The sequence below is a fragment of the Erwinia pyri genome, assembly GCF_030758455.1.
GTDB lineage: Bacteria > Pseudomonadota > Gammaproteobacteria > Enterobacterales > Enterobacteriaceae > Erwinia > Erwinia pyri.
Genome location: NZ_CP132353.1, coordinates 1020741 through 1036141, shown reverse-complemented (window position 1 = coordinate 1036141; position 15401 = coordinate 1020741). Strand labels below are relative to the sequence as shown.

Here is a 15401-nt window from a genome sequence, read left to right as displayed (position 1 = left end):
TTCTCACCAAGACTGACCACTACCTCTTTTATATCATCATCTGTGATTTCTGTCTTATCCATGCCAAACCTCCTCTTTGAGTGAATATCATATAATTTTTTATCTTATTTTTTATTAAAGTCAACCCCACCTTATCAATTCATACACTGTAAGCATTTACATTTTGAGGATTCAAAAATTATATTTCTTATAATTTAACAGACAAAATTCCTCAATTTAAATGTTGATCATATCATTTCCACTCAACTTGTAATAGTTCATTTGCTTTTTGCTCGAATTTATTCTTTATATGGATTAAGCGACTTTGCTTCTAAAAATAAATATTCCAATTCTTTCAGAATGTGGCTCTTCACATCCTTAAATCGCCAACTTATGACTCATGTCTAAGAGCTGGAGTCATATAAATTTCTCATTTTGCATAATTCTCTAACTCTTACTTGGTCCCTCTCAATCACCTAATCTCGCAGAGAACTTGTGGCTTGGACCGATCAAAAAAACTAAACAGGAATTAAAAAAGGGTTGCAACTGGTTGAAAATTGATCAATTTTTAGTCATTCATATTTTTCCACTGTTCCATAAAGGAACTCAAATGGCTGATAAAGTTGAATATATTCATAAACTTAAGGTTGCCCAGTATCTACGGATGTCCACAAACCTCCAAGAATTTTCACTGGATAATCAAGCCCAATTCATCAAAAATTATGCTGATACGCACAATATGGAGATCATACATACCTATGACGACGCAGGTAAAAGTGGGGTATCTACAACTGGAAGGCATGATTTTAATAAACTTGTTAATGATGTTATTACAAACGAAATTAATATTGATGCAATACTTGTATACGATGTAAGTCGTTTTGGTCGATTCAAAGATCCTCAAGAGGGTATTTACTATAAATACCTATTGAAAATGAACAACGTAGATGTCATCTATTGTGCCGAGAATCTCCCAGAAAACAGTGAAACTGAGACATTCATACTTTCATCATTAATGTATGCAGCAGGTGCATTCAGTAAAAACCTTTCAATAAAAGTTTTTGCAGGACATGTGAATCTTGTTAAGAGAGGGTATTACCAAGGCGGTAAGCCGGGATATGGGCTTAAAAGAAAGTTACTTGATAATAATAACAAATCAAAGATGATACTCGCTCATGGGGAGAGAAAGAGCCTTCAAACAGACAGAATTGTTCTCGTTCCTGGAACAAAAAAAGAAATTGAGCTGATAAAAAAGATTTTTAATATGTTCATTTTTGACGGGTTAAATGAGTATCTTATCGCTTCACGACTTAATCAGGAGGGGTATAGATTCAGCGATAAAACAGAATGGACACGAGGTCGAATTCACTCTGTTCTTATCAATAGTAGATATACAGGGAAATACACATACAACCGGACATCACAAAAGTTAAAGACAAAAAAGGTTAGAAACCCTGAAGATGAATGGGTTGAATATAGCTCTTTTTTCAAACCCATTATTTCAGAAGAAAAATTTAAATTAGCTAAAGAAATAATTGATAATCGTTCTATAAAAATGAGCAATGAAAAAATTCTTGATTGTTTGAGAAAAATTCTTTCCAAACATGGGAAAATTTCAGGATTTATTATAGATGAAGAGGATAGTAGTCCATCAAGTAGTGTTATTGCAAACCGCTTTGGAGGTCTTCTCAATGCTTATAAATTAATCGACTACACCCCTGAGCGAGATTATCAATACTTAGAGATAAACTCTTATCTGCGAAAGAAACACGATGCCATTGTTAACAAAATACAAAATGAGATTCTAAGCAGTGAAGTAAAGATTTTAGAAAATAAGCTGATTACAGTTAATAAAGCTTTAAGTTTTTCCATAGTGCTTTCACGATGTAAAAAAACAGGGTTAAACAAACATAGATGGTTAGTGCGATTAGACAGGAGTCTAAATCCAGAAATTAGTATCATTGCAAGAATGAATAGTTTTAATACTGAGCCTGTTGATTATTATATCTTGCCATCAATAGATTTTTTTGAAAATCAATTAAAACTTAAAGATAACAATAACCTTCTTTTCGAAATGTATCGTTTTGATGATATCAAGCCATTCTTTAATATGCTTTCAACAGATAATAAGGATGTAATATAAATGCAAGAACAAATTATTCATATGGTCAAAATATCTTCTATTAAGGTAGTAATTCCTCGTTCACGAAACAAATTTCGACATGCGGAAATAACAGAAAGCATTGATGCTAGCGGGTTAAGGAAGCCAATAACGATTAGAAGAGTCGTTGATAAGAAATACGATTTCGCTCTAATTTGTGGTCAAGGCAGACTTGAATCATTGACTGCCTTGGGAGAGGAATTGATTCCCGCATTTATATTAGACATAGATGAAAACCAAGCTTACATAATGAGTTTAGTCGAAAACATGGCCCGAGTAATCCCAAGAGCGGGTGAGCAATTCCAACGAATAAAAGAAATGGCCGATCAAGGATTAACTAATAAGGAAATATCCAATGCTACCGGATTATCTTTGCATTGGATTACAAGTTTAACCATGCTTATTAACAAAGGAGAAAACAAGTTATTATCGGCTGTCGAGTCAGGAAGTATACCCATTTCATTTGCTGTTGAAATTGCAAGAGTTGACTTCGAGGGTGGTCAGGAACTTTTGATTAAAGCATTTGATGAAGGCCTAATTAAACATAAGGATGTTGGTAAAATTCGTGAAATACTAGACTCGCGGGATGAAGGACTCAAGGGGTTTATTAATAATAACTTTGGAGTTGCTAAGAAAAAGAAAAAAATGACTACTGATGAATTACAACAACTTTATCAGGACAATATTTCCCAACATAAGAAAATAAAAAATAAAGCTGACTATGTAGAAATCAAACTATTGGTTGCAAATCAGATATTCAAAGAACTTACCAGCAATGAGAGTTTTTCTAAAATAGTAATTGAGGAAAGTTTACAAGATGTTGTTAAAGTCATAGTTAAAAACACTACTAATTGAGGTGTAAAATGATCAAATATTGCTTCAATGACAAATCAGTTAGTTTCAAACTTACTAATCTGACTTACACAAAAAAACTTCCTACGAATTTTCAAATCAGTAAAAAATACACACAAATAAAAAGCACCATATTAGCCATTGGATTAGTAGAACCAATACTTGTCTTCATTGATCAAACAGATAACTCTGTGAAAATTCTCGATGGCCATCTTAGAGTTGAGGCCCTTAAAGACTTAGGTGAGGATAAAGTAAATTGCCTTATTTCGACCACATACGACACTTACACACCAAATAAAAAAGTTAACCGAATAACAATTATACAGATCCAACGAATGCTAAAAGAAGCTGTAAGAGTAGGCGTTCCTGTTGAAATGCTTTGCACCGCATTGAATATCAGTGCTGAGTCTCTGAAATCTAATCTATCAGTTTTAAAAGGCATCTGCCCAGAAGTGATAGAATTGTTCAATGATAAAGATATCCCAATCAATACGTTTAGAACCTTAAAGAAAATGGTTCCTTTGAGACAAATAGAGTGTGCGAACTTGATGGTAAAGTTTGAAAACTACTCAATACTATTTTCGGAGTCTCTATATCAAAGCTCTTCTTCAGAGTTTCTCATTGAACAACCTAAAAAGAAATCAGACTCAAAACTTGCCAATAGGAAAGCGATAGAAAGACTGGAAAAGGAAATGGCTCAAGTCCATTTTGATACTCAAAAAATTAAAGACACATACGGTTCCAACAGCTTAAAACTCACAATTATTATTTCCCACATAAAGAAACTGCTTGAGAACCCAAAAGTGTTTCATTGGCTTTTGAGGAATAAAAAAGATTACCTGAACGAACTAACAAATATCTCTGATATAGATAAACTTACTTAAAGAGCTTTATGAGACTACACTTCCTCAATTTTGGAATAAAATGCTTGCATTCATACAATTTTTACTTAAAATGCTTTATTACCACTGAGGCACTCTTTCCTGCCAAATCCCATCGTTGCTAGCTTTGCACATGGGTGTAAAGGCTATCAGTAGCTGACTGAGATAAGATTGAGTAAAAGCCATGAACAATAAATGTGTGCTGGTGTGCCAGTATCAACGTTTTCGGTTTGGACGGTGGGAAACGGTGTGTCAGCACCTCCGTTCCCTACCTAATCGTTAATGATTGATGGTGCCTCGGTGGTAACCTTAAGATTTTAGACCACTTCCTCCTCGTTAACACCTAACATTTTATTGAAATGCTGGTCATCATTAGTTTTCTTGAATATTTCTTCAAACATCTCTAAGTATTTTTTTGATGATATTTGACCTAAGTTACTGATGTTGATCGAGTCTGAATGAGATCCTCTATTTATATAACGATAAAAAGTTTTATAGTTCATATCGATTTCAGTATCAACTAACTTATCAAGCTCTTCACTTAACCTTTCCATTTTACATGAAAATGAGAAATAATATTCTAAAATATTTCTCATTACATTGGGTAGTATAACTGAACTTATCAGCCCTTTCTTGACATCTTTTAACACCATCCAAAGTGCTTCATATTCATTTTTTATAGCATCACGTTCAATTTTTAATACATTACTATATTTATCTTTTATAACTCTATGTAATTGATATTTTTTGATAAATGCATCTGTTTTAAGTGGTGCCAATTTTATCAATTCTTGGAAGAAAAAAAGGTTATGCGTCAGAACTACGAGCTTTGCTGCATCGCTATTCTTAATAATTCTATGATGAATTAAAGATGCAACTTCATAAATATAGTCATGGGACAAACTTGAGATCGGATCATCAATTACAATTAGTTTTTCATTATTATTTTCATTTGCGTTATCTAATCTGCCATTACATAGTTCTAAAAAATATAAAAATGTTATAAGCGTTTTTTCACCCTCACTAAGAGTTTTGTAAATATCACCTATTGAACCACTCTCACGACATATCTGGAAGAAATTTTTCTCCTCGCTTTTCTTAATTTTGAAATGCGAGATACCTAAAGAGGATAATGTTCTATTTATTTTTTTAATTGTTTCATCAATATTAGAAACCTGCCTCCGAAGTGTGCTAATATTTTCATTTAATGATGTTATTTCTTTATAGATTTTATTTTTATTATTTATCTCGGCTTCTTTTTCACTGTATAGCTCCGTTAACTGTTCATCTTTCGTCAAAATTAGATCATTACATTGATATCTTAATGACTTCCATAGGCGTTCTTTGATCTCGGCAATACTAGTGTCATAACTATCTACCTTCATATTAATCTGCTTAATTTCGCCATTATATCTTTCCACTTTTTCAAGCAACAAATTAATACTAGAGCTTTCTACTATAGCGTTTATACTTAGCGAAGGTTTTTCGACTTTTTCTTTAATGAGACCTAAGTTTGCATTAAAGTATAGGCAAACCTGGTCTAATAGCTCATTTATTTCAACTTTATCTATTATGAAATTATTAGAAGCGATTGTTGATTTTACATTATCAACAAAATCGTCACATTCTTTATTAAACCGAGATAGCAGGATTTTTAAGGCAGCGCTTTTTTCATTATAAGTGTCATCGAAAATATTTTTTATTTCATCTTTGAAACTTTCATTAATTGTGTCTTCCTGACAGAATGGGCATTTTTTTTCGTGTGTGTAGTTTAGTCCAGCTCGAACCCAATCAGAATTTCCCATTTCTTCAATCAGCAACGACAGATAGCTATTACCAGATGGTAAAAGTGATACGGAAAGTAATTCTAAGTCAGCTTCTGAAATAAATGGAGGACTCGGCACTTCTAAAAGTGAATATTTTGTATTTCTGTTGGTTTTAAGGATGTTATATTCATTTATAATCTCATCAGTGTTTAGTTCTTCCATGTCGATTTGACCATTTATTTTATGAAAAAAGCTAGATTTTTGTAAATACCCAGCCATTAACTCTCCTAAACCCCCATCTTTCTTTCGAATGTGTGAAGCTTTATTCCATATATTATTCTGACAACTTTCAATTACCTTCAGGATCATTTCATCTTTTTTTTCTAGAACAACATCTTTCTGAGCAAGGAATTTCTTTAATTTAATCAACTTTGCTTCATTATCATTTATAGCCTCCATTATATCTTTGTTTTCTTGGCTTAAAGTAAAAATGCCAGGTTGCTCAGATTCATTATAGAATGAATCCTCGATGAATTGACTGTTGTAAACAATATATCTGTAATCATCCTGTCCAATGAGGCGACAATGGTTATATGCAGTTTCCGTAGGTTTATAAAAGTATCCTGATATTGTGGACTTTCCACTTCCATTCTGTCCGTATATAAGGTTTATTTTTTTACTGAGGTCAACGAAAACACTGCTATCTTTGCAATAGCTTCTTACACCTCTAATTTCTAACTGACTCATAATTAAACTCCTTTTAGTATAAAATGATATTGATATCAAAACTGTCAAACGTAACTATCTTCTTTCAGCGAGCTAAAATACTTAATGAATTTAACAACTGTGTATCCAAGGTTTCCCTTACCGGTATAGGTAGTCCATTTGCAACTCTATAATTCTTGATTGCTGTCCTTGTCGCAGGTCCCATACTTCCGTCAATATTACCGTTGTAGAAACCTTTATCGAGTAAGGCGAACTGCACTCGCATGATTAACCGCTTACGTTTTTCAGTATCCGAAGTTAGCCCGCTACTCGATCGATTGGCACCTGTGGTTCCTGCTGAGTTTGTTGTGGTTGTGCTATCTGTGTCATTAGAGCGAAGTGAACGGACAGAGGAGGACGAGGACGAACGAGTTCCTGAACTGGATGAGTCTGAGGTGCTTGGCGAGCTGTATGTCTTGGGGTAGTAAGGAGTGCTTCCGCCATAGTAGCCACCGCCTGATGAGGAACGGTGTGAGCTGTGGCTACGGTGAGAACTGTGACTTCTGTGTCCTGCAATGTAGAACGGCACTTCGGTGTTGAGCGGAGCTATCACCAAATCCTGTTCGTTCAAAGTCATACCAGGTAAGTCACTGGCACCAGTAGATGAATCACTTGCCCAGACAGAGTTATTAAGAGCCAAAAAACCAGGAAGCAGAGCCGCGAAATTAAACTTTTTCATATTATTGGTCTCGGAGGTTGATGAAAACGGCCTTTTGATGAACTGAAATAACCAGCACAGGAAGACTTCTGAGTGCATTCATCACATTCTTTTGGATAGTAATTTTTCCAGTCAGAGATCGACTGAGTTGCAAAATTCCATGCCCTTTCAGGAAGGTGGCATAGTGGATAATTGAAGATGGTAAGGGGGATACCTGACCTGTGTGCAGTGTCTACAGCCGAAAGGATTTGTTCGCTGTAGTTGTCGTGCTCTATGAAGATTGATGACCAGTTCTTACGGGCCCATCCAATCGACTCCAGTCCCATCAGAGAAATTTGGTTAATGTTCGAGAACACACGGCCAACAAACTCTACAATGTCATCAAGCTCTGTGTAGTTCGCCTGAGTAGGGATAACTCTCAGTTCTATGTTGATCCCTGAGTTACCGGCATTAATCATTCCCCTGACTGTTTCATCAAACGCTCCCTCGCTTCCGACCAGGTAGTCGTGCACTGATGCTCTTGAGGAATAAAGCGGTATCCCAAACGTGATTTTGATCTTCTCGCTTCTTTCTTTCATCTGCTTGGTAAAGCTGACATCCGCAAACTTCCGTCCGTTGGTAAGAACATGCAGTGCTGTGTCAGGGGAATTTTCGATTATGAAGTCCAGAAAATGCAGGAAGTCTTCGCCATAGAGCAAAGGCTCTCCCCCGCTCACTCCCACTACTCCATTCAAAGAGAAGGAAGCGATAGCGAGAGCTGACTGGTTGAGAAGCCAGTCATCGTTGCCTGTTTTGGGAGGCTGAGAACAAAACAGGCAACTGTTGTTGCACCTTTCGGTGACAAGGACAGTGTTGTGGTTTGCTCTACGGGACAGTATCACCCGGAGCATGTTGCCGTTGTTGACGATCCCAATGTCACCATCTTCTATGGAATCGAAAAGTTCCTGGCTCACAATCGAGTCTGCAAAATATGCAGGCAGTCTGGAATTGAGTTGTGTCGCAGTTACAAGCAAATTTGGCAGATAAAATTGAGGATTCTCGGGTTTGGTTTTACACAGACAATAGAAGCCTTGCTGAACTGGTAAGTCTGATGAAAACCGGAAAATATCGTTCCTCAGCACCTCAGACATAAGCCCACCTTTTGAGCATCTCAGCCATTGGTCCATCCTGAGAGATTTCATTCAGCAGGAAGCGGAACATCCCTTTGTGATACTGGCAGAAGGTTGACCGACTCTTGTCACCAACAGGCTCGCCATGAACACTGATGTTCTGGCAAGGATCTGCTCCACAGAAAGGTTGGTAAGCACAGGTATCACAACCGGGCATGGCAAAGTTGAATGATGATGAGAGAGCTGAACGATAGTATTCGTTGCTACTGAATGACAGTGAAGCAAACTCTCCTGCACTGAAATCTGCTTCGGGATTTACTTTCTGGAGCATACGGCTTTCGTCGCTTCCGTAGACCTTGCCGTCATAGTTGAACAGGATGCAGTTCAGCACTACTCCGCTTGGTGATTTCAAGTCTGCATAACCACTGAAGCCCGGATTGAAAATTCGCTTTAGATGGATTGAAGCCGAATGCTCAACAACAGGTATGCCCTTCTGGTTCTGAAGCAACACTTCCTGCATTAACTTTTTATAAAACTCAAAATATTCAGGCATTGAAAAAGTGAAACTCTGCTTCTGAGCAAACCCATAAGGACTTACTGGCCTGATAAACATGTCGGTTAGGCCAAGAGACAGATGAGCATCCACTATGGAAGCTGGCTCTTTTGTCAGCTCCTTAGTAACTGTGGTTACCGTAGCTACCCGGTTTGTTCCAAGCTCTTCTGTGATTTTTCTAATGCCCGTGACGGCTTTGTTGTGAGCCTGAGAGTCGGTGAGGATACGGTTTTTATTATGGACGGCTTCATTACCATCAAGAGAGACAGAAAAGGTGATATTCCGTTCTTTAACCCAAGAGAGGATGCTTTCATCGAGTATTGAGAGACTCGTGGCAATAACCATTTCGAAAGCATCACTACCTAAAGAACTCACACACTCTTCATAAATTGCCTGGACGAGATCGAACCTGAGAAGCGGTTCACCCCCCTGCACTTCAACCTTGTATGGCGGAGTGCCCAGCTTCTTAATCGTGCTGACGATTTGCGTTATCAGTTCTGGGTTGAGGTCATATCCATCAGCGGTAACCGATGCTCTGCTGACCTGGCAATACTTGCATGTGTGATCGCATCTGAGAGTCGGCACAATCATGAAGATAGGCCGGACGGCCAGTTCGTTCATCAGTCGTTTGGCAAAGGCAGAACTCAGGGAGGCTTTTGAAACTGCTTGAGTAGCATCGTCTGCAATGAACAATCTGCTTTCAAGTAGTCGTGAGATGGTTTGCTCTGAAGAAAAGTTGTTATCGGCAAGAAGATATAGTTCTTCGTTATCGACGAAGCTGTGAAAGCCAGCAAGGTTGCTGATGAAGACCTTGCCATTGCTCAGGTGATCAAAGTTGAATGGCATCGTATTCATTCGGCAAGTCTCGAATCGATGCTCCTGAGAACATTGTCGATGATCGAAGTCCTGACCTGCCCGGTATGTGTCTGGAGCTTCTGCCTGAGTTTGTAGTCATTCAACAGCCGTTCAAACTCGAACTCAACCTGATCATTGAATGGTTCGAACGAAACGCCCCAGCTCTGCTCGTCTTCATCCAGCTTCCAGCGAGCAACAGCACTCATCCAGTAAAGGCTGCTCCGCAATACCCATTCTGAATATTCGTTTTTACTTATGATTTTTGTCATTTACACAGCCCGTATGGGATTGAAAAAATACAACTCAGCTCATAACTTGAACTTCAAAAAAAGCGACTGAAATCACACAAACAGAAAAAAAGAAAAATTTAAGACTAAATTTCTGATTTTTAAGGTATTTTTTAAAATTTCTTATAGAGTAATCTTATAGCCAGATAGTAGATCTTGTGAAATAAAATGTAAATTAATTTTACCATTATCCATAAGATAATTTACTATATAAAAGTTTTTTAATGACAGGATTACATGGAGTCGATGTCTGTTGATTCCACTAACTTATTGAATAAATTGGAATTGAGAAGCCGCATGAAACTGGAAGAGGCATTTAGTATTGAGTTACGTAAATTAGTTAGTGCAGATGATGCTGATCGTGCGTTCAACAAGATTATAACCTCTAAGCACATGTTCAAATGTCCAGATCCCAAGTGTGATGCTCAGGTGACATGTGCAAACTTAGATAAACCTAAATCGTTTCGTAAACGAGACCCTTATTTTATTTTCGTATCTGAACATAGTGAGGGATGCCCAATCGGGGAAAATATTGTTCAAGAACTAAGAAAAAGCAAAAAGGGAATGAAAGATCCCGAAGCTCTTTCGTATATAAATGATGATATTATCGAACTTGATATTTCGTCAGTTAGCCGAAAAACTTTAAAAAATGATAATGAAGAGAATGAGAAATCGGACTCCACATCATCTAAAAGAAGCCAACAAAAAAGCTTAGATGAGGATACAGATCACAAAAGACATTCTCGTAAGAGACTCTCTGGTTTGGTAGAAGCTTTCTTGGCTGGAGAGGAGCGATTTGTAGAAACTGTTGATGGACGCATTCATATAAAGGAACTTTTTATACCTATATCAGCAAAGCAGGATATTTCCCTCCTCCCTGACGAACCTAAAATATATTATGGCAAGGCTTGGCTTAATAAAATAAAAGATTTTTATCAAGTGAGATTTAACTCCGAGATGGTTTGTGGTGAATTAAAGTGCAAACCCACTTTTTTCATTCCCGCCAGCTTAATTGATGATGAATCAAACTTAACAAGGACGTCGAGAATTAATTTAGATAATTTATCTTTATCCAAACCAGCCATTCCACTGAATATGTTTATTTTTAGCACAGTCCCTCCTGTTAAAAGCAATAAAGGTAATTATATAAATTTCCTTTTGAGTGACATGGCTCACATTTACTTTAAGAAAAAGAATAAGTAGTTATAAATTTTAATTTTAAAGGGAAAAGCAATACCTATGACCATTCCGCCAATCCCGAAGACCACCAAGAATTGTCAGTTATTGGAGGATATTTAGCTGATGAAAACAAACTATTATATAACTTTGGAGCAGTCATCAGTATTTGTAGTTCAATCCGCTGAAGTGCTTCATAAACACGGTTTTATCCGGTTCCGCATTCCTCTCTGTTGGATCAGTCATATTGCAATGGTTTAAAAGCTTCTTAACTACTGCTTATGAAACAAGCTCTTTAGCGATCCTGCCAAAGGTTCTTCTCAAGTCATGAATCCCCAACTTTACGATTCCAGCCTCTGCACAGAGATAATTCTTAAGACTCTTGCTGTCATTGTAATGTCCAGCTCGGCTTCGTGAAGATCGTGTTGAAAAGACCCATTTCCTACAGCTAGCCTTTGTTCCTTATCAAAAATGATATCTCTTCTGTCCTCTAACAAACATTTGACCACATCACAGATGGGAAGCTCATGGTTCGTCCTGCTCTTGGTATCAAAGAAGAAAATTTTCCTGTTAGCCAAATCGACATAGCTCGCAGTCTTTGCTTCTTCTACTGATAGCTCTTCTCTCCAGCAGAGGGAGGCCGTTTCTTCCTTTCTCGCCCCTGGCAACACCGTTAGCAGGAGATAATCGCAACCAAGGCGATTGAAGTTTCTTTTGTTGTGCAATACATCGAGAAACTTCCCCAATATATCTTTAGGTGAAAGAGGATTTCTCACACCCTTTGACTTATAGCTTTCTTCCAATTAAGAGCGACTTCGGTATTTCTTTTGTACCCTGAGGACTGTAAATGGATTTTAGGGAGAACGGGTAGTCGTTGCTGACTCTGAGCATTCATTGCCTTTACATCGATAGCATGTTGTACAGCGACACTTGCCCACCGAAAAGTTTGTCCGGCCGTCTTTCTGGTCTTTGAGGCCATCTCATCGAACTTTTTGAGAATGATGCTTTCTGTCAGATCACGAACTCGATAACTTTCCCATTCTTTGAGCTTTTGTTTCGCTTTGTTCAGCACAAGGATTGAGTTTGGTTTTGCAGGTTTGCTTCGTCCAAGAAAATGTTGTCGGTATTGAGCGAAAATCTCCCTGAGAGTCAGCTCAGCGATATCAGCCTCTCGCTTAACTACATTTGGATTTCTTTTCGTTGACCTCATCGATTGGGCACAGGTTCTGGCGAACTCACGAGTTTAATCAATTGAAGCTAAATCCGAAACATTACCTCTTGTAGATCAGATGGCTTGGGAAGGTGCCTTGCCCTCTGAAGGGCTTCTGTCACCACCAGAAACTCTTCTCTGAATGATGTATGTCTTTTTAGTCGCACTTACCTTAACACTAAAGCCAACTGGTGAATCCCGATGGCTGTCAATGATAAGATACGGCTTACCAGATACATTAGGCACACACATAACTCGTCCATCTGAATCAAACTCCGGTTTTGTCTCTATAACAACTTGTTGATTACTATGGATTGACTCAGAATCATCTTCAAGATTTTCGCCTCATGTATACCAAAGTTCCAAGGAGTATTTTGGATAGTATCTAGGATACTCTTGGCCTACAAATTTTCGAATTTAGATAGGTTTATCAGGGTTTCAAATGGGGCCACTTGAGTACTTATAAAACCATAAAAACGAGTGAATTCAATATGAAAGAGTCTATAGACAAGGATTTTTCCACTCACACCCCCATGATGCAGCAGTACCTTCGCCTGAAGGCGGAACATCCGGACATTCTGCTGTTTTACCGCATGGGGGATTTCTACGAGCTGTTCTTTGACGATGCCAAACGAGCCTCGCAGCTGCTGGATATCTCGCTGACCAAACGTGGCGCATCGGCCGGTGAGCCGATTCCGATGGCTGGCGTGCCCTATCATGCCGTGGAGAATTACCTGGCGAAGCTGGTTCAGCTGGGTGAGTCGGTGGCTATCTGTGAGCAGATTGGCGACCCGGCGCTGAGCAAGGGGCCGGTGGAGCGCAAAGTGGTGCGCATTGTCACGCCAGGCACCATCAGCGATGAAGCGCTGCTGCAGGAGCGTCAGGATAACCTGCTGGCCGCTATCTGGCAGGGGCCGCGCGGCTTTGGCTTCGCCACGCTGGATATCAGTTCCGGTCGTTTTCGCCTGGCAGAACCGACCGATCTGGAGACGATGGCGGCGGAGCTGACCCGCTCCAACCCGGCGGAACTGCTCTACTCCGAAGATTTCGCCGCGATGTCGCTGATTGAAAACCGGCGTGGGCTGCGTCGGCGCCCGCTGTGGGAATTTGAGGTGGAGACCGCGCGCCAGCAGCTGAATATGCAGTTTGGCACCCGCGATCTCTCTGGTTTTGGCGTTGAGCAGGCGCATCATGCGCTGCGGGCGGCGGGCTGTCTGCTGCAATATGTCAAGGATACGCAGCGCACTTCCCTGCCCCATATCCGTTCGCTGACCATGGATCGCCAGCAGGATGGCATCATTATGGATGCGGCTACCCGCCGTAATCTGGAGATCACCCAGAATCTGGCCGGCGGGATGGAAAACACGCTGGCCTCCGTGCTGGATAAAACCGTCACGCCAATGGGCAGCCGCATGCTGAAGCGCTGGCTGCATATGCCGGTGCGTGATATCAAAACGCTGGAAAACCGTCAGCAGAGTATTGGCGCGCTGCAGGATTTCACTGCGGAGGTCTCGCCGCTGCTTCGTCAGGTTGGCGATCTGGAACGTATTCTTGCCCGTCTGGCGCTGAGAACCGCCCGTCCGCGCGATCTGGCCCGCATGCGTCATGCGTTCCAGCAGCTTCCGCCGCTGGATGCGCTGCTGGCTGATATCGCTACGCCCCATCTGCAAACGCTGCGTAAGCAGATGGGACAGTTTGACGAACTGCGCGAGCTGCTTGAAAAAGCGATCATCGATGCGCCTCCGGTACTGGTTCGTGATGGTGGCGTCATCGCCCCTGGCTATCACGAGGAGCTGGACGAATGGCGTGCATTAGCGGACGGCGCTACCGATTATCTTGACCAGCTTGAGATCCGCGAGCGTGAAAAGCTGGGGCTGGATACCTTAAAAGTCGGCTTCAATGCGGTGCATGGTTACTATATTCAGGTGAGTCGCGGGCAGAGCCACCGCGTGCCCATCAACTACGTCCGTCGGCAGACGCTGAAAAACGTCGAGCGCTATATCATTCCCGAACTGAAAGAGTACGAAGACAAAGTTCTCACCTCCAAAGGGAAAGCGCTGGCGCTGGAAAAAATGCTCTATGAGCAGCTGTTTGACCTGCTGCTGCCGCATCTGGAAGCGCTGCAGCTCAGCGCTGCCGCACTGGCTGAGCTGGACGTGCTGGTTAACCTGGCCGAGCGCGCCTGGACGCTGAACTACACCTGCCCGACGCTGACCGATAAGCCCGGCATCAAACTGGTCGGCGGACGCCATCCGGTTGTGGAGCAGGTGTTGAAAGAGCCGTTTATCGCCAATCCGCTGTCGCTTTCCCCGCAGCGCCGGATGCTGGTGATCACCGGGCCCAACATGGGCGGCAAGAGCACCTATATGCGTCAGGCCGCGCTGATCACGCTGCTGGCCTACATCGGCAGCTATGTGCCGGCTGAACAGGCGACGCTGGGGCCGATTGACCGCATTTTCACCCGCGTGGGTGCGGCGGACGATCTCGCCTCGGGCCGCTCAACGTTTATGGTAGAGATGACCGAAACGGCCAATATCCTGCACAACGCTACCGAACAGAGCCTGGTGCTGATGGATGAAATCGGGCGTGGTACCTCAACCTATGACGGTCTGTCGCTGGCCTGGGCCTGTGCCGAGAGCCTGGCGAACCGCATTAAAGCGATGACGCTGTTTGCTACCCACTACTTTGAGCTGACCACGCTGCCGGAGAAGATGGAGGGTGTGGTCAACGTTCACCTGGATGCCATTGAGCACGGCGACACCATCGCCTTTATGCACAGCGTACAGGATGGCGCGGCGAGCAAAAGTTACGGTCTGGCCGTGGCGGCGCTGGCAGGCGTCCCAAAAGAGGTGATCAAACGGGCGCGGCAGAAGCTTAAAGAGCTGGAGACGCTGTCAGGCAGTGCGGCCAGTACTTCCGCCGATGGCCCACAGCTGCCGCTGCTGGTAGAGGAGACCTCCCCCGCCGTGGAGGCGCTTGAGGCGCTGGATGCCGATTCGCTCTCTCCACGGCAGGCGCTTGAGTGGATCTATCGCCTGAAAACGATGCTGTAGCGAGAAATCCAGACAGCTAAAAAACGGCGGCCCTGAGGGCCGCCGTTTTTTTTGCACCAATATCCAGGCACCTGCACTTTAACGGTGAATCTCCCG

10 protein-coding genes and 1 pseudogene are annotated in these 15401 nt (G+C 41.4%); 5 read left to right on the top strand and 6 right to left on the bottom strand.

Annotation, left to right across the window (positions count from 1 at the left end; genetic code table 11):
- Positions 1 to 589 precede the first annotated feature (589 nt).
- Genes Q3V30_RS04840 through Q3V30_RS04830 form a run of 3 tightly spaced genes read left to right on the top strand, consistent with a single transcriptional unit; the run spans position 590 to position 3876 of the window.
- The gene (locus Q3V30_RS04840; protein ID WP_306211002.1) at positions 590 to 2122 is read left to right on the top strand and encodes a recombinase family protein; all 1533 of its coding nucleotides are present in this window, start codon (positions 590 to 592) and stop codon (positions 2120 to 2122) included.
- A complete protein-coding gene (locus tag Q3V30_RS04835) occupies positions 2123 to 2995 on the top strand; it encodes a ParB/RepB/Spo0J family partition protein (protein ID WP_306211000.1) in 873 nt (290 codons plus the stop codon).
- 8 nt (positions 2996 to 3003) lie between these two features.
- Positions 3004 to 3876: a plasmid partitioning protein RepB C-terminal domain-containing protein gene (locus tag Q3V30_RS04830; RefSeq protein ID WP_306210998.1), complete on the top strand. Its 873-nt coding sequence runs from the start codon at positions 3004 to 3006 to the stop codon at positions 3874 to 3876.
- A 314-nt stretch (positions 3877 to 4190) separates the two neighbouring features.
- Here the strand turns inward: Q3V30_RS04830 and Q3V30_RS04825 are convergent, their stop codons facing one another.
- The 5 genes from Q3V30_RS04825 to hxsD all read right to left on the bottom strand — a co-directional run bounded on the left by Q3V30_RS04825 (position 4191) and on the right by hxsD (position 9848).
- On the bottom strand, positions 4191 to 6386 hold the full coding sequence (locus Q3V30_RS04825) for an AAA family ATPase (RefSeq protein WP_306210996.1): 2196 nt from the start codon (positions 6384 to 6386) through the stop codon (positions 4191 to 4193).
- A gap of 64 nt (positions 6387 to 6450) precedes the next feature.
- The gene (gene hxsA, locus Q3V30_RS04820) at positions 6451 to 7083 is read right to left on the bottom strand and encodes a His-Xaa-Ser repeat protein HxsA (RefSeq protein ID WP_306210994.1); all 633 of its coding nucleotides are present in this window, start codon (positions 7081 to 7083) and stop codon (positions 6451 to 6453) included.
- Entirely contained in the window at positions 7080 to 8192 is a 1113-nt protein-coding gene (gene hxsC / locus Q3V30_RS04815) for a His-Xaa-Ser system radical SAM maturase HxsC (protein ID WP_306210992.1), read from the bottom strand. The genes hxsA and hxsC overlap by 4 nt, the downstream gene beginning before the upstream one ends.
- Positions 8185 to 9579, bottom strand: coding sequence for a His-Xaa-Ser system radical SAM maturase HxsB (hxsB, locus tag Q3V30_RS04810; RefSeq protein WP_306210990.1), 1395 nt, complete (start codon positions 9577 to 9579; stop codon positions 8185 to 8187). Before hxsB ends, hxsC begins: the two co-directional genes overlap by 8 nt.
- Positions 9576 to 9848 (bottom strand): His-Xaa-Ser system protein HxsD, encoded by a 273-nt coding sequence (gene hxsD, locus Q3V30_RS04805; protein WP_306210988.1) that lies wholly within the window; start codon positions 9846 to 9848, stop codon positions 9576 to 9578. The genes hxsB and hxsD overlap by 4 nt, the downstream gene beginning before the upstream one ends.
- A 315-nt stretch (positions 9849 to 10163) precedes the next feature.
- Here hxsD and Q3V30_RS04800 point away from each other — a divergent pair, with 315 nt between their 5' ends.
- Positions 10164 to 11069 (top strand): hypothetical protein, encoded by a 906-nt coding sequence (locus Q3V30_RS04800; RefSeq protein ID WP_306210986.1) that lies wholly within the window; start codon positions 10164 to 10166, stop codon positions 11067 to 11069.
- A 34-nt stretch (positions 11070 to 11103) separates the two neighbouring features.
- Here Q3V30_RS04800 and Q3V30_RS04795 read toward each other — a convergent pair.
- A pseudogene (locus Q3V30_RS04795) lies at positions 11104 to 12587 on the bottom strand (integrase).
- Between the two features lie 156 nt (positions 12588 to 12743).
- Here Q3V30_RS04795 and mutS point away from each other — a divergent pair.
- On the top strand, positions 12744 to 15305 hold the full coding sequence (mutS, locus tag Q3V30_RS04790) for a DNA mismatch repair protein MutS (RefSeq protein WP_306210984.1): 2562 nt from the start codon (positions 12744 to 12746) through the stop codon (positions 15303 to 15305).
- Positions 15306 to 15401 lie beyond the last annotated feature (96 nt).